Genomic DNA, 16,767 nt, shown 5'->3' on the forward strand with positions numbered 1-16,767 from the left:
GGGCACAAGGGAACTAGTGGCCCTCGCCTCGCGTTGTCCCAAGCGGGAGGGTCCACTGGACGTGACACCACGGCACCAGTGGCATCGAGATCGACACAGCGAGATCGACACAGCAAAGGGTTCCCCTGCCGCACCACTTGGAGGGCGTACCGTGCACCGCCGGCACAACGGGCTCAGGACCGCAGTACTCCTCGGGGGACTGTCCGCACTCATCATCGTCATCGGCGGCTTCTTCGGCCGTACGGGACTGATCGTCGCGGTGGTGGTCGCCCTCGGCACCAACGCGTACGCGTACTGGAACAGCGACAAGCTGGCCCTGCGCGCCATGCGGGCCCGCCCGGTCAGCGAGTTCGAGGCGCCCGCGCTGTACCGCATGGTCCGTGAGCTCTCCACGCAGGCCCGCCAGCCCATGCCACGCCTGTACATCTCGCCGACGGAGGCGCCCAACGCCTTCGCCACCGGCCGCAATCCGCGCAACGCCGCCGTGTGCTGCACGGAAGGCATCCTGCGTCTGCTCGACGAGCGCGAGCTGCGCGGGGTCATCGGCCATGAGCTGAGCCATGTCTACAACCGGGACATCCTCATCTCCTCGGTCGCCGGCGCCCTCGCCTCGGTGATCATGTTCCTCGTCAACTTCGCCTGGCTGATCCCGGTCGGCCGCTCGGACGACGACGAGGGCCCCGGACTCCTCGGCATGCTGATGATCATGATCCTGGGCCCGCTGGCGGCCGGCCTCATCCAGCTGGCCATCAGCCGTTCCCGCGAGTACCAGGCCGACGCCTCCGGAGCCCAGCTCACCGGCGACCCCCTCGCGCTCGCCTCCGCTCTGCGCAAGCTCGACGCCGGCACCAAGCAGCTCCCGCTGCCGCCCGAGCCGAGAATCGAGACCGCGAGCCACATGATGATCGCCAACCCGTTCCGGCCCGGACAGGGCATGTCCCGGATGTTCTCCACCCACCCGCCCATGGCCGAGCGCATCTCGCGCCTGGAACAGATGGCAGGTCCCCGCCGATGAAAGTCATCCTGAACGTCATCTGGCTCGTCCTGAGCGGCTTCTGGCTCTTCCTCGGCTACCTGGCCGCGGGCCTGCTGCTGTGCATCACGATCATCGGCATCCCCTTCGGGATCGCCGCGTTCCGGATCGGCGTCTACGCCCTGTGGCCCTTCGGCTACACCACGGTCGAACGCCGCGACGCGGGCGCCCCGTCCTGCCTCGGCAACGTGCTCTGGCTGGTGCTGGCCGGCTGGTGGCTGGCGCTCGCGCACATCGCCACCGGTATCGCCCTGTGCCTGACGATCATCGGCATCCCGTTCGGCATAGCCAACTTCAAGCTGATCCCGGTCTCACTGATCCCGCTGGGCCGCGAGATCGTCCCGACGGACCAGCCGTTCGCGGCCCGCTGACCCGCGCGCTTCCAGCCCGCCGGGCTGACCCGCGCGCTTCCGGCCCGCCGGGCTGACCCGCGCGCTTCCGGCCCGCCGGGCTGACCCGCGCGGTGCCTGCCCGCCGCGCCGACCCGCGCGGAGCCCGCCCCGCCGGACTAGGCGGCACGCGCGCGTACGCCGTAGGCGACCACCCCGGCCGCCAGCGCGGCCGCGCCGGTCAGTACCGAGAGCCCCGGCAGCGAGAACGCCAGCACCGCGCAGCCCAGCAGGCCCAGCACGGGCAGGGCGCGCGCCCTGGGGGAGGGGTCGAGGGTCCAGGCGGAGGCGTTGGCGATGGCGTAGTAGGTCAGGACCCCGAAGGAGGAGAAGCCGATCACGCCCCGCAGGTCGGCGGTGGCGGCGAGGACCGCGACGACCGCGCCCACGGCGAGTTCGGCCCGGTGGGGCACCTGGAAGCGAGGGTGCACGGCGGCGAGCGGGCGCGGCAGATGGCCGTCGCGGGCCATCGCCAGGGTGGTGCGGGAGACCCCGAGGATCAGCGCGAGCAGCGAACCCAGCGCGGCCACGGCGGCACCCACGCGCACGACCGGCGCCAGCCCCGGCAGCCCGGCAGCGCGTACGGCCTCGGAGAGCGGCGCCGTCGCCTGGCCGAGCCGGTCGGGACCCAGCACGGCGAGCACGGCCACCGCCACGCACGCGTACACGGCGAGGGCGATGCCCAGGGCGAGCGGGATGGCGCGGGGGATGGTCCGCGCCGGGTCCCGCACCTCCTCGCCGAGCGTGGCGATACGCGCGTACCCGGCGAAGGCGAAGAACAGCAGCCCGCCCGCCTGCAGCACCCCGCCCAGGCCGTCGGAGAGGCCGATGTCCAGGTTGGCGGCCACCGCGTCCCCCGAGCCCAGGCACACGGCCACGACGAGCGCGAGGACGGCCAGCACGACGGCCACGATCGCCCGGGTCAGCCGGGCGGACTTCTGCACGCCCCCGTAGTTGACCGCGGTCAGCGCGACCACGGCCGCGACCGCGACGGCGTGCGCCTGCTCCGGCCAGACGTACGCCCCCACGGTGAGGGCCATCGCCGCGCAGGAGGCCGTCTTGCCGACGACGAAGGACCAGCCGGCGAGGTAGCCCCAGAAGGGTCCGAGGCGTTCGCGCCCGTACACGTACGTGCCGCCCGAGGCCGGGTACAGAGCGGCGAGCCGGGCGGAGGCCATGGCGTTGCAGTAGGCGACCACGGCGGCCAGCGCGAGCCCGAGCAGCAGCCCCGTACCGGCCGCCCGCGCGGCGGGGGCGAGCGCGGCGAAGATACCGGCCCCCACCATCGAGCCCAGTCCGACGACCACGGCGTCGCCCACCCCGAGCGTGCGGCGCAGCCCGGGGCCAGAGGTGTGCGTCATGCGGCGCACCCTAGCGAAGGAATTCGAACGGCTCGGCCACCGACGAGGCGGGAGGGCACCCCCGGGAAACACCCCGGATGCCCGCCCGCCACGGTCGGTGAGGTCACCGGCCCAGTGAGGTCACCGACCCGATGAGTTCACCGGTAGTTCACGAACTGCAGCGCGAAGTCGAAGTCCTTGCCCTTCAGCAGGGAGATGACGGCCTGGAGGTCGTCGCGGCTCTTGGAGCTGACACGCAGCTCGTCGCCCTGCACCTGCGCCTTGACGCCCTTCGGGCCCTCGTCGCGGATGATCTTCGCGACCTTCTTGGCGTTCTCCTGGGAGATGCCCTCCTCGATCGACGCGAAGATCTTGTACTCCTTGCCGGAGAGCTGCGGCTCGCCCGCGTCCAGCGCCTTCAGCGAGATGCCCCGCTTGATCAGCTTGGACTGGAAGACGTCGAGGACGGCCTTGACCCGGTCCTCGGAGTTCGCCTCCATGAGGATCTTGTCGCCGGACCACGAGATCGAGGCGCCGACGCCCTTGAAGTCGTAGCGCTGGGAGATCTCCTTGGCGGCCTGGTTGAGTGCGTTGTCGACCTCCTGCCGCTCGACCTTGGAGACGATGTCGAAACTGGAGTCGGCCATGACGTGTGGCTCCTTGCTCGGGTGCTGGATGACGCTCTGCGGGTAGGCCCAAGCCTAGCGATCTCACCGCTGATCAACCGGGTGGCGAAGCACCCCCCGGGATCAGGTATTGTTTACGTCGTTGCCACGGAGCACCGCCGAAAAGCGGCTCCGGGCAGCAATCCCAGGCGGTGTGCCCGAGTGGCCAATGGGAGCGGACTGTAAATCCGTCGGCTTAGCCTACCCAGGTTCGAATCCTGGCGCCGCCACACTGGGGAAGACCCCCTCCGTGAGAACGGAGGGGGTCTTTGCGTTGTGTGCGCGGCGCCCGTTGTCAGACCCGGCGGGCACACTGATCCCATGTCGTCCCGCCGCAGGCGCTGCCCCGAGTGCCGTCGTGAAATCGCCGTCGTCGCCGGACGGTTCGCCCGGCACGATCCGCCCGGGGCGCGGGAGGGCGACCGGCTCGTCTCGTGCCCCGGTTCCCGCCGGCCCGCGCAGCTCGGAGCGGTGCAGCCGTCGCTCGACGGCTACGTCGTGCCCGAGTTCCCGGGGCAACTGCCCCTGTTCTGACGTCCGTTCCCCGCACCGGGGGAGGTTCAGTTGCCCGCCACCGACTTCACCGCGACCGACACCGGCACCGACCCGCCGACCAGTTCGAGGGTCAGACCCGCCGTCGCCGGGGTCTCGATCAGCTCCGCGAGCACGGCGGCCACGTCGTCGCGCGGGACCGCGCCGCGACCGGTGTGCGCCTCCAGCCGGACCAGCCCGGTGCCGGCGTCGTCCGTCAGCGAACCGGGGCGCAGGACCGTCCAGTCCAGCGCCGCCAGGCCCTGCACATGCGCGTCCGCCTCGCCCTTGGCGCGCAGATACACGTCGAAGACCTCGTCGCCCTCGTGCCGCGGGTCCGCGCCCATCGAGGACACCACCAGGAAGCGCCGTACGCGCGCCCGGACCGCCGCGTCCGCGAACAGCACGGCCGCGCCCTTGTCCACGGTCTCCTTGCGGTCCGTCCCGCTGCCCGGGCCCGCGCCCGCCGCGAACACCGCCACGTCCGCGCCCTGCAGATGCGCGGCGACCTCCTCCACCGAGGCCGACTCCAGGTCCAGCAGCACCGGTTCGGCGCCCGCCTCCCGCAGATCGTCGCCCTGCTCGGCCTTGCGGATGATGCCCGCGACCTCGTAACCGCGCGCGGCGAGCAGCCGCTCCAGCCGCAGCGCGATCTGACCATGACCTCCAGCGATGACAATGCGCATGTCTTCGACCGTACGCCCGAACGCCCGCCCCCGCCGCGCGACTCGGACGCCGTCGCGCTTTCGAGTGCTCCCGTCCCGGCGGCGTGACGCGAACCCCGCCCCGCTTCCGAGCGCCCCGGCCGAGGAGCACCCCGCGACCCGCGCGTCCCGGCGCCGCCCGCCGGGGAATCCAGCGCCCCGGGTTCTACGACAACTCCCCCCGCCCCTGCCGCGGCAGGCCCAGTTCCGCCGCCACGGCCGAGTTGCAGTACTCCCGCACCGCGCTGGTGCGGGCCACCACCCGCCCCCGGTGGACGACGATGCGGCTGTAGGCGAGCGACAGGGCGCCCGACAGCCGGTCTCCGCGCACCGCGAGCAGCTCGGCGGGGAAGCCGGCCTCCACCCGCACCTCCGGCAGCCCCAGCACGGCTCGCGCGGAGCCGCTCACGGCGTCGTAGGCGTCCTCGGGGCGCAGCCCGTAGCGGGAGGCCAGCAGGTACGCGGCCTCCAGCGGGTCGCCGCGCCCCACCGGGTTGGACACGTCCCGCAGCGCCCCGCTGCCGGCCGCGAGCCGGACACCCGCGGCGCGCAACAGCCGTACGGGAGCCGTGCCGCGCCCGTCGACACCCGCGCAGCCGCCCTGCGGCAGGCACACCACGCTCACCCCGGCCGCGGCGAGCTGGTCGGCGGTGCGGGAGACGGCCTCCACGGGCAGCCGGGCCAGGCCCGCGCAGGGGCTCAGCGTCACACCGGGCCGCAGCCCGCCGGCCATCGCGGCGAGCCTGGCGAGCCGGGCCGGGTCGGTGGCGTCGGTGTGCAGGTCGACGGGGCAGCCGTGCTCGGAGGCCACCTCCAGGACCGCCTCGGCGTAGCCCGTGGGGTCCGGGTCGAGGTCGGGGCAGCCGCCCACCACCGAGGCGCCCATCTTCACCGCGTCCCGCAGCATGGCGAGCCCGTCGGCCCCGGCCACCCCCGTCAGCAGCCGCGGTACGGCCACCGTCGTCAGCTCGGCGAGCCCGCGCAGCGAGCGCCTCGCCCGGAGCAGGGCGCCCAGCGCGCCCAGGCCCTGTACGTCGCCCACACGGACATGGGCGCGCACCGCGGTGGCGCCGTGGCCGAGCTGGAGCAGGGCCGCCTCGGTGGCGCGGCGCTGTACGTCGTGGGGGTCGTCGGAGGCCGGCCCGTCCTGGTCGGCGGTGAGCGCGGTGTCGCCGTGGGCGTGCGGTTCGGCGGGGGCGGGCAGCAGGAGGTAGCCGGAGAGGTCCAGCCGCGTGCCCTGGCCGCGGGCGGCTCCGCCCAGGCTGCCGGTCGTGCCGACCGCCTCGATGTGCCCGCCGCCCAGCCGCACGTCGACGGTCCGGCCGTCGGTGAGCCGTGCCCCGCACAGCAGCAGCGTGTCGGACTGCCCGGAGGAGCCCGGCGTGGACGACGGGGGTGGCGGCTGCGGCTGGCTGTCGGGCATCGCGCTCCAGGGGCTCGGCTCGGGGGTCGGATTCCGGCGGGCGGATCGGACGGCTCGGGGCTCGGGACGAAGGGGCTCGGGTCTGGCGGGCTCAGGACCAGCTCGCAAGATCACACAGAGTGAGTCGAGCCTAGGACCGCCGCCCGCCCCCGGCCGGGAGGAGCGCAATAGTCGTACCGGTGTGGCCCCGGGTGGACGCAGGTGACGGGTGGGGCCGGAAGGGCCGCCGAGAGCGGTGCGCAGGGCGGGCGGAGGGGGCCCGGGATACGGATTTGGGTGAACGGCCGCAGACCGTGTAATGTCTTCATCGCTCGCCCCAATAGCTCAGTCGGCAGAGCGTCTCCATGGTAAGGAGAAGGTCAACGGTTCGATTCCGTTTTGGGGCTCTGGTAAGAGAGGTTTCCGTCGTAGGACGGGATCCGATCGAACCGCAGCGGTGTAGCTCAGTCGGTAGAGCAAGCGGCTCATAATCGCTGTGTCACCGGTTCAAGTCCGGTCACCGCTACTAACAGTAGCCGATTGCGGGGTCGGTCCTTCAGTCGGCTACTCTTTCTTGTGTTGAATCACCTACCCGTTCGTCAAGGAGCACTCACGTGGCTGCCACCGACGTCCGCCCGAAGATCACGCTGGCCTGCGTGGAGTGCAAGGAGCGGAACTACATCACCAAGAAGAACCGGCGTAACAACCCGGACCGTCTTGAGATGAAGAAGCACTGCCCGCGTTGCAACGCGCACACCGCGCACCGCGAGACGCGCTGACTCAGACTCACGTACGAGGCCGCCCCCATCATTCAGGGGGGCGGCCTCGTGCCGTTTCCGCAAGCAGAACCACCGCTGAGACCGCTGAGACCAGGAGGCGCCGAACCATGGCACTCGATCAGTCCTTCGTGGGGCGCACGTATCCGCCCACCGAGCCCTATGAGGTGGGCCGGGAGAAGATCCGTGAGTTCGCGGAGGCCGTCGGGGACACCAATCCGGTCTACACGGACCCGGAGGCCGCCAAGGCGTTCGGCCACGCCGATGTGATCGCCCCGCCGACCTTCGTCTTCGCGATCTCCTTCAAGGCCGCGCAGGAGGTCGTCCATGACCCGCAGCTCGGCCTGGACTACAGCCGCGTGGTGCACGGCGACCAGAAGTTCGCCTACACGCGCCCCGTGCGCGCCGGCGACCGGCTGACGGTCACCTCCACCATCGAGGCGATCAAGTCCCTGGCCGGCAACGACATCCTGGACATCCGCGGCGAGGTGCACGACGAGGCCGGCGAGCATGTCGTCACCGCCTGGACCAAGCTCGTGGCCCGCGCGGCCGAGGAGGCGTGAGCAGCAGATGACCGCCAAGATCGCGTACGCCGACGTCGAGGTCGGCACCGAGCTGCCCGCGCAGACCTTCCCCGTGACGCGTGCCACCCTCGTCCGCTACGCGGGCGCCTCCGGTGACTTCAACCCGATCCACTGGAACGAGAAGTTCGCCAAGGAGGTCGGGCTGCCGGACGTCATCGCGCACGGCATGTTCACCATGGCGGAGGCCGCGCGTGTGGTCACCGACTGGACCGGCGACCCCGGCGCGCTCGTCGAGTACGGGGTGCGCTTCACCAAGCCCGTCGTCGTCCCCAACGACGACGAGGGCGCCGAGATCCAGGTCAGCGGCAAGGTCGCGGCCAAGCTCGACGACAACACCGTACGAGTGGACCTGACGGTGACCAGCGCCGGACAGAAGGTGCTGGGCATGTCCCGCGCGGTCGTACGACTCGCCTGACGGCGGGTCCGCAGCGAGGGGGCGCCTGGCGCGAGCCGGCGCCCCTTTTCCGCCTTGACTTGGTTAGTGATTGAGTACTAACTTAGCCGCATGGTCAGGATGAGCGCAGAAGAGAGGCGCGCCAGCGTCGTCCGCGCGGCGATCCAGGAGTTCGCCCGCGGCGGCTACCACGGCACGTCGACCGAGGCGATCGCCAAGCGTGTCGGCGTCTCGCAGCCGTATCTCTTCCGGCTCTTCCCGGGCAAGAAGGCCATCTTCCTGGCGGCGGCCGACTGGTGCATGGAAGACACCATCCGGACCTTCCAGGAGGCCTCCGAGGGGCTCGAGGGCGAAGACGCCCTGCGGGCGATGGGTGACGCGTACACCAGGGTCATCGCCGAGCAGCCCGAGCGGCTGCTGATGCAGATGCAGATGTACATCGCGGTCGGGGCCGCCGAGCAGGAGGGCGACCACGAGTTCGGCGAGGCCGTGCGCGCCAACTGGATGCGGCTGTGGGACACCGTCCATGTGCCGCTCGGGGCGGACGTCAACGAGACGACGACGTTCCTGGCGTACGGCATGCTCATCAACAGCCTGGTGGCCATGGGTTTCCCGCCCGGGCACCGGGTGTGGGAAGGGCTGTACCCGCAGGCGCGGGCCAAGGGCTCGCTGGGGACGTAGTCCCACGCACGCGCACTTCGCATCACTCGACGGACGGCGGACCTCCGCCTGTCCGGGGCCGGGGCTCTTCATGGCCGCGAAAGTTAGTCATCAATAACTAATCAACGCACCCGCTGGGGGAGAGATGTCACAGCACAGCGCACCGCCCGCCCGCCGTGGAGGAATCGGCTGGGCCCTCGCCATCACCAGCGTCGCCGGGTTCATGGCGGCCCTCGACAACCTCGTCGTCACCACCGCGCTGCCCTCCATCCGGGAGGACCTCGGCGGGGGACTGCACGACCTGGAGTGGACCGTGAGCGCCTACACGCTCACCTTCGCCGTGCTGCTGATGTTCGGTGCGGCCCTCGGCGACCGCTTCGGCCGCCGCCGGCTCTTCGGCGTCGGGCTCTCGATCTTCACCCTCGCCTCCGCCGCCGCGGCCCTCGCGCCCGGCATCGACTCGCTCATCGCCGCCCGCGCGGTGCAGGGCGTCGGCGCGGCCGTCATGATGCCGCTCACCCTGACGCTGCTCACCGCCGCCGTCCCCGCCGAGAAGCGCGGCATGGCGTACGGCATCTGGGGCGCGGTCAACGGACTCGCGGTCGCCTCGGGGCCGCTGATCGGCGGCACGCTCACCGAACACGTGTCCTGGCAGTGGATCTTCTGGCTGAACGTCCCCCTCGGCATCGCCCTGCTGCCGCTCGCCCGGCTGCGCCTCGCCGAGTCGCACGGCACCGGTGCCCCGCTCGACATACCCGGCACCCTGCTGGCCAGCGGCGGTCTCTTCGGGCTCGTCTACGGCCTGGTCCGCGGGCCCGCCGACGGCTGGACCGCGCCGGCCGTGCTGCTCGGCCTGTTCGCCGGGGCGGCCCTGCTCGCCGGGTACGTCCTGCACGGCGCCCGCGCCAAGAACCCCATGCTGCCGATGCGGCTGTTCCGCTCCCGGGCCTTCGCCGGGATCAACGCCGCGAGCATGCTGATGTTCCTCGGGATGTTCGGCTCGATCTTCCTGCTGAGCCAGTACATGCAGGGCGTGCTCGGCTACTCGCCCACCGAGGCCGGACTGCGGATGCTGCCCTGGACCGGTATGCCGATGCTGGTCGCGCCCGTCGCCGGCATCCTCTCCGACCGCATCGGCGGCCGGCCGGTCGTCGCCGCGGGGCTCTTCCTGCAGGCCGCGGGCCTCGCCTACCTCGCCTCCGTGGCCACCGCCGACGCCTCCTACGCCTCCCAGCTGCCCGGGCTGACCCTCAGCGGCATCGGCATGGCGCTGTTCTTCGCACCCGCCTCGGCGCTGGTCATGGCCAGCGTCAGCGCCAAGGAGCAGGGCATCGCCTCCGGCGCCAACAACGCGCTGCGCGAGGTGGGCGGCGCGCTCGGCATCGCGGTCATGTCCTCGATCTTCTCCGCCCAGGGCGGCTACGAGTCCGCGCAGTCCTTCGTCGACGGCCTGCGGCCCGCGGTCGCCGTCGGCGCCGGGATCGTCGCGCTGGCCGGAGTCGCGGCCCTGGCCGTCCCGGCCCGCCTCCGGGCCCTGCCGGAGGCGACCGGCGCCGGCGAGCCCGCACCGGCGAAGGTGCCCGCCGGAGCCACCCGCTGACCCCGTGTCGACCACACAGAGGAGCCCGCCATGCCCACCCTCCCCTGGACCTTGCCGAACACCCCGCCCGCCGGCGCCGAGGTCCACGTCTTCGCCTCCCGCTTCGAGACCCGCACCCTGTGGGGAGCGCTCAAGTTCCTCGCCCGCACGCCCGGAGTGTGGCGGCAGGTGAGCGGCGCACCCGGCGCCTACGGGGCCACCCTGAAGGCCGAGCCGCTGAAGCGGACCTTCTGGACGCTGTCCGCCTGGGAGTCGCCCGCCGCCCTCAAGACCTTCGCCCGCGCCGGAGCGCACGCCCCGACCTCCAGGGGACTGGCCGGCGAGATGAAGGACGTGAAGTTCGCGACCTGGTCGGTGTCCGCCGGCGAACTGCCCCTCGGCTGGCCCGAGGCGTTCCGGCGGCTGACCTGAGGACCGGGCGCCCGAGACCGGCGGCTGACCTCGCGGCCGGGCGCCTGAAACCGGCGCCTGAGGCTGAGACCGGGCGCCTGAGGCAGGGTGCCTGTCCCGAGACCGAGTCCGGCACACGCGTGTACGGCCCCGCCCAGTCCGGCGGGGCCGTACACGCGTGTGCCGGGGCTGTCAGTGGTGTCTCGTAGTCTTGGGCGCGTGCAGGAACTCCACGACGCCCCCCTCGCCCCGCTGACCACCTTCCGGCTGGGCGGCCCCGCCACCCGGCTGGTCACCGCGACGACCGACGCCGAGGTGATCGACGTCGTCCGCGAGGCGGACGCCACCGGCACCCCCCTGCTGGTCATCGGCGGCGGGTCGAACCTGGTCATCGGGGACAAGGGCTTCGCCGGCACCGCCCTGCGCATCGCCACCCGCGGCGTGGAGCTGACCGGCACCCGCCTGGAGCTGGCCGCCGGCGAGGTGTGGACCGACGCCGTCGCGCGCAGCGTGGAGGCCGGGCTCGCCGGCATCGAGTGCCTGGCCGGCATCCCCGGCTCGGCGGGCGCGACGCCGATCCAGAACGTGGGCGCGTACGGCCAGGAGGTCTCCTCCACCATCACCGAGGTCATCGCCTACGACCGCCACGCGGGCGAGACGGTCACGCTCACCGGCGCCGAGTGCGCCTTCTCGTACCGCCACAGCCGCTTCAAGGCCGACCCCGAGCGGTACGTCGTCCTGCGGGTCCGCTTCGAGCTGGAGGACGCGGGCGGGCTGTCCGCGCCGGTCAAGTACGCCGAGACGGCCCGCGCCCTCGGCGTCGAGCCCGGCGACCGGGTGCCCCTCGCCGACGCCCGCGAGACCGTGCTGAAGCTCCGGGCGGGCAAGGGCATGGTGCTCGACCCCGAGGACCACGACACCTGGTCGGCCGGGTCGTTCTTCACCAACCCGATCCTCACCGACGCCCAGTTCGCCGCCTTCCACGCGCGCGTGAAGGAGCGCCTCGGCGAGGGCGTCGAGCCGCCCGCCTATCCGGCGGGGGAGGGCCACACCAAGACCTCCGCGGCCTGGCTGATCGACAAGGCCGGCTTCACCAAGGGCTACGGCAGCGGCCCGGCCCGCATCTCCACCAAGCACACCCTCGCCCTCACCAACCGCGGCGAGGCCACCACCGAGGACCTGCTCGCCCTGGCCCGCGAGGTCGTCGCCGGGGTCCGCGAGGCCTTCGGCATCACCCTGGTCAACGAGCCGGTGACGGTCGGGGTCAGCCTCTAGGGGGCGTCTCGCCGATCATGCCGGGCTCCCGGCGCCCGGCACCGCGCCTCGCCGCGTCGTCGTCAGTCGCCGAATCCCCCACTCTCGGCTTCGCGCGAGCGGGGGGACCCCCATCGCGTCGACCCCTTCCTCCGCCTTGCTACGCACGGCACCGGGCGCCGCTCGCTGATCCCGCCTGATCGACGAGACCCCCCAGGGCCCGCGCCGAGGCTCAGTAGGCCACCCCGACCCCCTGCCTCACCGCCCCCGGGTCGTCCGTCAGCGCCAGCATCGCGTGGGCCACGTCCGCGCGGCCGATGAAGCGGCCCCGGGGCGGGAAGCCGCCCACGACCGTGCGATAGCTGCCGGTGAGCGGCTTGTCCTGGAGCCGCGGCGGCCGTACGACCGTCCAGTCCGTGGCGCTGCCCGCCAGCGCGGCCTCCATCGCCCGCAGGTCGTCGTACACCTCCTTGAGCACCGCCGAGACGATCGCGCGCATCCCCCGGTCGAGGAACCCGTCGTCGGGCTCCGGTCCCACCGGCCCGGCGCTCACCACGACCAGGCGGCGCACCTCCGCGGCCTCCATGGCGTCCAGGACCGTACGGGTCAGGCGCGCGGCGACACCGGCGTCCTTGCGGCTGCGGGCGCCGAGCCCCGACAGCACCGCGTCCCGGCCCGCGAGCGCCGGACGCAGCGACCGGGCGTCCGTCAGCTCGGCGCGCACCACCTCCAGCCGGCCGCCCGCCTCCACGCCGAGCCGGGCGGGGTCCCGTACGACCGCGGTGACCTCGTGGCCCGCGTCCAGGGCCTGACGGACGATCTGTCCGCCGATGCCGCCGGTGGCTCCGAAAACGGTGAGCTTCATGGGGACTCCCGCACGTCGAGATGGTGGGTGAGTGTTCACTCACCCCCGTCACCTCTAGGGTGGGTAAGCACTCACCCACCCGTCAAGGGCGATTGGACGACCACCCCATGGAGAACAAGCCGACCCGGGCCCGGATCCTCGACGCCGCGCACGAACTGATGCTCACGGTCGGACTGGCCCGCACCACGACCAAGGAGATCGCGCGGGCCGCCGGATGCTCGGAGGCGGCGCTCTACAAGCACTTCGCCGGCAAGGAGGAGCTGTTCATCCGCGTCCTCACCGAGCGGCTGCCCCGGCTGAACCCGCTGCTGCACAGCCTCGCCGCCGCACCGGGCCGCGGCACCCTGGAGGACAACCTCACCGGCATCGCCCGCCAGGCGGCCCTGTTCTACGAACAGAGCTTCCCGATCGCCGCCTCCCTGTACGCCGAGACCCACCTCAAGCGACGGCACGACGACGCCATGCGCCGGATGGGCGTGGGCCCGCACCTGCCCATCACGTCCCTCGACGCCTATCTGCGCGCCGAGCAGGCCAATGGCCGCCTGCGCTCCGACGCGGACACCTTCGCCGCCGCCTCCCTCCTCCTCGGCGCCTGCGCCCAGCGCGCCTTCGCCTACGACGCCGACGAGGACGCCCGCCCGCCCGTGGACGAGTTCGCCGCCCGGCTCGCGCGGACGCTGCTCGCCGGAATCTCCGTTGCCGACGGCACCCCGGGGCCGCGACCCTGAGGGCCATGCACCCGCCCTCCGGAAACCCCGCATGCGTCTGAGGCTCCGCCGCTTCCGGCCCCGCACCGGTCCCCACGAGCACCGAGTCGTCCAGCCCCTGCACCCACTGCGCCACACCTCACTGCGCGACCCGGCCCCCATCGGCCACCTGCTCGCCGACCACGACGGACTCAGCGCCCTCGCGGGCCTGTTCTCGTTCGCCGCCTACTCCCGGCACACCGTCGTCCACATCCCCCTGCGCGACGGCGTCCCGCCCGACGAGGGCGTCGGCGAGCTGGTGGACCTGGTCGTGGCGCACCACTCCTACGGACTGCGCCCCAGCCAGTGGCCCGCACTGCGCCGCCGGCTCACCCACGGCACCCCGCTCACCGTCCGCACCGACGAGCGGCGCACCGCCCGCGACGCGGCGGCCCGGCGGGAGCGCGCCCAGCGGGCGGACCACCGCGACGAGCTGCGGCACACCACCCACGCCCGCACGTTCTTCCTGTTCGGCAGCCGCGACGTGTTCGCCGAGGCCGCCGGCTCCTTCGCGGACGCGGCCGGCAACGGGCCGCGGCACAAGCGCGTCGAGCAGGGGCACCTCGCCCTCGTCGCCGGACTGCCGGGACTGCGTCAGCCCCCCGGCGGCGGGCACCCCTTCGAGGTGCTGATCTGCTTCAAGGCGTATCCGCCGTACGCCCACTTCAAGCGGCCGGGCCGCTGAGCCAGTCGTCCACGCCCGCGAGCAGCTTCGCCTTCGTCTCCTCGGGAGCCGCCGAGGCACGCACCGACTGGCGGGCCAGCTCGGCCAGCTCCTGGTCCGTGAAGGCGTGGCTGTGCCGGGCGATCTCGTACTGGGCCGCGAGGCGTGAGCCGAAGAGGAGGGGGTCGTCGGCGCCGAGGGCGAGGGGGACACCGGCCTCGAACAGAGTGCGCAAGGGGACGTCCTCGGGCTTCGCGTAGACGCCGAGGGCCACGTTCGAGGCCGGGCAGACCTCGCAGGTGATGCCCCGGTCGGCCAGCCGCTTCAGCAGGCGCGGGTCCTCCGCCGCGCGCACGCCGTGCCCGATGCGGTCGGCGTCCAGGTCGTCCAGGCAGTCGCGGACCGAGGCCGGACCGGTCAGCTCCCCGCCGTGCGGGGCCGACAGCAGGCCGCCCTCCCGCGCGATGTGGAAGGCCCGGTCGAAGTCCCGCGCCATGCCCCGCCGCTCGTCGTTGGACAGCCCGAAGCCGACCACGCCCTGATCGGCGTACCGCACCGCGAGGCGGGCCAGGGTGCGCGCGTCCAGGGGGTGCTTCATCCGGTTCGCGGCGACCAGCACCCGCATCCCGAGCCCGGTCTCCCTGGAGGTCGTCTCCACCGCGTCCAGGATGATCTCCAGCGCCGGGATCAGCCCGCCCAGGCGCGGCGCGTACGAGGTGGGGTCCACCTGGATCTCCAGCCAGCCCGAGCCGTCCTCGAGGTCCTCCTCCGCCGCCTCGCGCACCAGCCGCTGGATGTCCTCCGGCTCCCGGACGCACGAGCGGGCCGCGTCGTACAGCCGCTGGAAGCGGAACCAGCCGCGCTCGTCCGTCGCCCGCAGCTGCGGCGGCTCCCCGCTCGTCAGCGCCTCGCTCAGCACCTCCGGCAGGCGCACCCCGTACTTGTCGGCCAGCTCCAGCACGGTCCCCGGCCGCATCGAGCCGGTGAAGTGCAGGTGCAGATGGGCTTTCGGCAGTTCAGAGACATCACGTACACGCTCCATCCGCCGATCCTGCCGTACGCCGTACATGTCCCGGTAGCCGTTTCCCCCTACGGGGCTTGCCCGCACAAAGAAACAGGGGCCCACCGGTCCGGTGAGCCCCTGGTCCGCGGGAACGCGTCAGTCGCGGGCCTCGGCCAGCAGCTTCTGGATGCGCGAGACGCCCTCGACGAGGTCCTCGTCGCCGAGCGCGTACGACAGGCGCAGGTAGCCCGGGGTGCCGAAGGCCTCGCCCGGGACGACCGCGACCTCGACCTCCTCCAGGATCAGCGCGGCCAGCTCGACGGTGTCCTGCGGGCGCTTGCCGCGGATCTCCTTGCCGAGCAGCCCCTTCACCGACGGGTAGGCGTAGAAGGCGCCCTCGGGCTCGGGGCAGTACACGCCCTCGATCTCGTTGAGCATCCGCACGATCGTGCGGCGGCGCCGGTCGAAGGACTCCTTCATCTTCTCCACGGCCGCGAGGTCACCGGAGACGGCGGCCAGGGCCGCGGCCTGCGCGACGTTGGAGACGTTCGACGTGGCGTGCGACTGCAGGTTCGTCGCGGCCTTGACCACGTCCTTCGGGCCGACGATCCAGCCCACGCGCCAGCCCGTCATGGCGTACGTCTTGGCGACGCCGTTGACCACGATGGTCTTGTCGGCGAGCTCCGGCACGACCACCGGCAGCGAGTGGAACTCGGCGTCGCCGTAGACCAGGTGCTCGTAGATCTCGTCGGTCAGGACCCACAGGCCCTTCTCGGCGGCCCAGCGGCCGATCTCCTCGATCTGCTCACGGGTGTAGACCGCGCCGGTCGGGTTGGACGGGGAGACGAAGAGCAGGACCTTCGTGTTCTCCGTGCGGGCCGCCTCCAGCTGCTCCACCGAGACGCGGTAGCCGGTCGTCTCGTCCGCGACGACCTCCACCGGGACACCGCCGGCCAGCCGGATCGACTCCGGGTACGTCGTCCAGTACGGGGCCGGGACGATGACCTCGTCACCCGGGTCGAGGATCGCGGCGAAGGCCTCGTAGATGGCCTGCTTGCCGCCGTTGGTGACGAGGACCTGGGAGGCCTCGACCCGGTAGCCGGAGTCCCGCAGCGTCTTGGCGGCGATGGCCTCCTTCAGCTCGGGCAGGCCGCCGGCCGGCGTGTAGCGGTGGTACTTGGGGTTCTTGCAGGCCTCGACGGCCGCCTCGACGATGTAGTCCGGGGTCGGGAAGTCCGGCTCACCCGCGCCGAAGCCGATCACCGGACGCCCGGCGGCCTTCAGTGCCTTCGCCTTGGCGTCCACGGCGAGGGTGGCGGACTCGGAGATCGCGCCGATTCGGGCGGAGACCCGGCGCTCGGTGGGAGGGATTGCAGCGCTCATGCCGCCCATCGTTCCAGACCCGAAACCAGCCCGGCACACGGGTTTCACGGACTGAACATGGACGGGCAACAGTCCGGACAGGTGTCCGGATCATGTCCGGATCCACGGCCCGGCCTGGTGATCTTCCGGCGATCCTTCGCTTTCCCGGCAGCTTTCCCTGCCCCACGGGCACTTTCTGTTCGACGCCCGGCTCAGGACCACGTACACTCTCACCTCGTCGGCCTCCAGCGGCACGCACACAGACGGTGCACACCGAGCACCCGTCCGGATGCGGTACGTTGGGGGACACACAAAGGGTCGTAGCTCAATTGGTAGAGCACCGGTCTCCAAAACCGGCGGTTGGGGGTTCAAGTCCCTCCGGCCCTGCTACACACACCGCCAGGA

The 16,767-nt window shown here is 72.4% G+C and carries 19 protein-coding genes and 4 tRNA genes; 16 read left to right on the top strand and 7 right to left on the bottom strand.

Annotated elements, in window-relative coordinates:
* Positions 1-151: 151 nt before the first annotated feature.
* On the top strand, positions 152-1,015 hold the full coding sequence (gene htpX, locus ACIGXJ_RS25615; protein ID WP_399649644.1) for a zinc metalloprotease HtpX: 864 nt from the start codon (positions 152-154) through the stop codon (positions 1,013-1,015).
* Positions 1,012-1,404, top strand: coding sequence for a YccF domain-containing protein (locus tag ACIGXJ_RS25620; RefSeq protein ID WP_399649646.1), 393 nt, complete (start codon positions 1,012-1,014; stop codon positions 1,402-1,404). Before htpX ends, ACIGXJ_RS25620 begins: the two co-directional genes overlap by 4 nt.
* Before the next feature lie 137 nt (positions 1,405-1,541).
* Here ACIGXJ_RS25620 and ACIGXJ_RS25625 read toward each other — a convergent pair whose 3' ends face one another.
* Together ACIGXJ_RS25625 and ACIGXJ_RS25630 are read right to left on the bottom strand one after the other, a co-directional pair.
* A complete protein-coding gene (locus ACIGXJ_RS25625) occupies positions 1,542-2,783 on the bottom strand; it encodes an APC family permease (protein WP_399649649.1) in 1,242 nt (413 codons plus the stop codon).
* A gap of 137 nt (positions 2,784-2,920) precedes the next feature.
* Positions 2,921-3,409 carry a YajQ family cyclic di-GMP-binding protein gene (locus ACIGXJ_RS25630; protein WP_286064023.1) on the bottom strand — a complete coding sequence of 163 codons (489 nt, stop codon included), beginning with the start codon at positions 3,407-3,409 and terminating at the stop codon, positions 2,921-2,923.
* A 166-nt stretch (positions 3,410-3,575) separates the two neighbouring features.
* On the opposite strand from ACIGXJ_RS25630, the gene ACIGXJ_RS25635 reads away from it, so the two are divergent.
* Together ACIGXJ_RS25635 and ACIGXJ_RS25640 are read left to right on the top strand one after the other, a co-directional pair.
* Positions 3,576-3,657, top strand: a tRNA-Tyr gene (locus tag ACIGXJ_RS25635).
* 91 nt (positions 3,658-3,748) lie between these two features.
* Positions 3,749-3,961, top strand: coding sequence for a hypothetical protein (locus ACIGXJ_RS25640; protein ID WP_399649652.1), 213 nt, complete (start codon positions 3,749-3,751; stop codon positions 3,959-3,961).
* 26 nt (positions 3,962-3,987) lie between these two features.
* Here ACIGXJ_RS25640 and ACIGXJ_RS25645 read toward each other — a convergent pair whose 3' ends face one another.
* Both ACIGXJ_RS25645 and ACIGXJ_RS25650 read right to left on the bottom strand, forming a co-directional pair.
* Positions 3,988-4,644, bottom strand: a complete 657-nt coding sequence (locus ACIGXJ_RS25645; RefSeq protein WP_399649655.1) for an SDR family oxidoreductase — start codon at positions 4,642-4,644, stop codon at positions 3,988-3,990.
* A 184-nt stretch (positions 4,645-4,828) separates the two neighbouring features.
* Positions 4,829-6,085: a hydrolase gene (locus ACIGXJ_RS25650; RefSeq protein ID WP_399649658.1), complete on the bottom strand. Its 1,257-nt coding sequence runs from the start codon at positions 6,083-6,085 to the stop codon at positions 4,829-4,831.
* 313 nt (positions 6,086-6,398) lie between these two features.
* Here ACIGXJ_RS25650 and ACIGXJ_RS25655 point away from each other — a divergent pair.
* From ACIGXJ_RS25655 to ACIGXJ_RS25695, 9 genes are all read left to right on the top strand, one after another.
* Positions 6,399-6,471: transfer RNA gene (locus ACIGXJ_RS25655), tRNA-Thr, on the top strand.
* A 46-nt stretch (positions 6,472-6,517) separates the two neighbouring features.
* Positions 6,518-6,590 (top strand) — tRNA-Met (locus tag ACIGXJ_RS25660).
* Positions 6,591-6,678: 88 nt separating this feature from the next.
* Positions 6,679-6,843, top strand: a complete 165-nt coding sequence (gene rpmG / locus ACIGXJ_RS25665; RefSeq protein WP_003948671.1) for a 50S ribosomal protein L33 — start codon at positions 6,679-6,681, stop codon at positions 6,841-6,843.
* 107 nt (positions 6,844-6,950) lie between these two features.
* Complete coding sequence (locus ACIGXJ_RS25670) at positions 6,951-7,403, top strand: MaoC family dehydratase N-terminal domain-containing protein (RefSeq protein WP_399649661.1); 453 nt, start codon at positions 6,951-6,953, stop codon at positions 7,401-7,403.
* Between the two features lie 7 nt (positions 7,404-7,410).
* Positions 7,411-7,839, top strand: coding sequence for a MaoC family dehydratase (locus ACIGXJ_RS25675; protein WP_399649663.1), 429 nt, complete (start codon positions 7,411-7,413; stop codon positions 7,837-7,839).
* A 90-nt stretch (positions 7,840-7,929) separates the two neighbouring features.
* On the top strand, positions 7,930-8,499 hold the full coding sequence (locus ACIGXJ_RS25680; protein WP_399649666.1) for a TetR/AcrR family transcriptional regulator: 570 nt from the start codon (positions 7,930-7,932) through the stop codon (positions 8,497-8,499).
* Positions 8,500-8,623: 124 nt separating this feature from the next.
* Positions 8,624-10,078 (top strand): DHA2 family efflux MFS transporter permease subunit, encoded by a 1,455-nt coding sequence (locus ACIGXJ_RS25685; protein ID WP_399649668.1) that lies wholly within the window; start codon positions 8,624-8,626, stop codon positions 10,076-10,078.
* A 30-nt stretch (positions 10,079-10,108) separates the two neighbouring features.
* Entirely contained in the window at positions 10,109-10,489 is a 381-nt protein-coding gene (locus ACIGXJ_RS25690; RefSeq protein ID WP_399649671.1) for a DUF3291 domain-containing protein, read from the top strand.
* Between the two features lie 198 nt (positions 10,490-10,687).
* On the top strand, positions 10,688-11,743 hold the full coding sequence (locus tag ACIGXJ_RS25695; protein WP_399649674.1) for a UDP-N-acetylmuramate dehydrogenase: 1,056 nt from the start codon (positions 10,688-10,690) through the stop codon (positions 11,741-11,743).
* Positions 11,744-11,954: 211 nt separating this feature from the next.
* Here ACIGXJ_RS25695 and ACIGXJ_RS25700 read toward each other — a convergent pair whose 3' ends face one another.
* Positions 11,955-12,587: an NAD(P)-dependent oxidoreductase gene (locus tag ACIGXJ_RS25700; protein WP_399649677.1), complete on the bottom strand. Its 633-nt coding sequence runs from the start codon at positions 12,585-12,587 to the stop codon at positions 11,955-11,957.
* A 107-nt stretch (positions 12,588-12,694) separates the two neighbouring features.
* Here ACIGXJ_RS25700 and ACIGXJ_RS25705 point away from each other — a divergent pair, with 107 nt between their 5' ends.
* The gene (locus tag ACIGXJ_RS25705; RefSeq protein ID WP_399649679.1) at positions 12,695-13,315 is read left to right on the top strand and encodes a TetR/AcrR family transcriptional regulator; all 621 of its coding nucleotides are present in this window, start codon (positions 12,695-12,697) and stop codon (positions 13,313-13,315) included.
* A gap of 31 nt (positions 13,316-13,346) precedes the next feature.
* Entirely contained in the window at positions 13,347-14,018 is a 672-nt protein-coding gene (locus ACIGXJ_RS25710) for a hypothetical protein (RefSeq protein ID WP_399649682.1), read from the top strand.
* Here the strand turns inward: ACIGXJ_RS25710 and ACIGXJ_RS25715 are convergent.
* Both ACIGXJ_RS25715 and ACIGXJ_RS25720 read right to left on the bottom strand, forming a co-directional pair.
* Positions 13,999-15,039 (bottom strand): adenosine deaminase, encoded by a 1,041-nt coding sequence (locus ACIGXJ_RS25715; protein ID WP_399649685.1) that lies wholly within the window; start codon positions 15,037-15,039, stop codon positions 13,999-14,001. The genes ACIGXJ_RS25710 and ACIGXJ_RS25715 overlap by 20 nt on opposite strands.
* A gap of 117 nt (positions 15,040-15,156) precedes the next feature.
* Positions 15,157-16,383, bottom strand: a complete 1,227-nt coding sequence (locus ACIGXJ_RS25720; protein WP_399649688.1) for a pyridoxal phosphate-dependent aminotransferase — start codon at positions 16,381-16,383, stop codon at positions 15,157-15,159.
* Positions 16,384-16,676: 293 nt separating this feature from the next.
* Between ACIGXJ_RS25720 and ACIGXJ_RS25725 the strand changes: the two genes are divergently transcribed.
* Positions 16,677-16,749: transfer RNA gene (locus ACIGXJ_RS25725), tRNA-Trp, on the top strand.
* Positions 16,750-16,767: the final 18 nt, after the last annotated feature.

Origin of the sequence: Streptomyces sp. NPDC053367, assembly GCF_044545925.1 — a bacterium.
GTDB lineage: Bacteria > Actinomycetota > Actinomycetes > Streptomycetales > Streptomycetaceae > Streptomyces.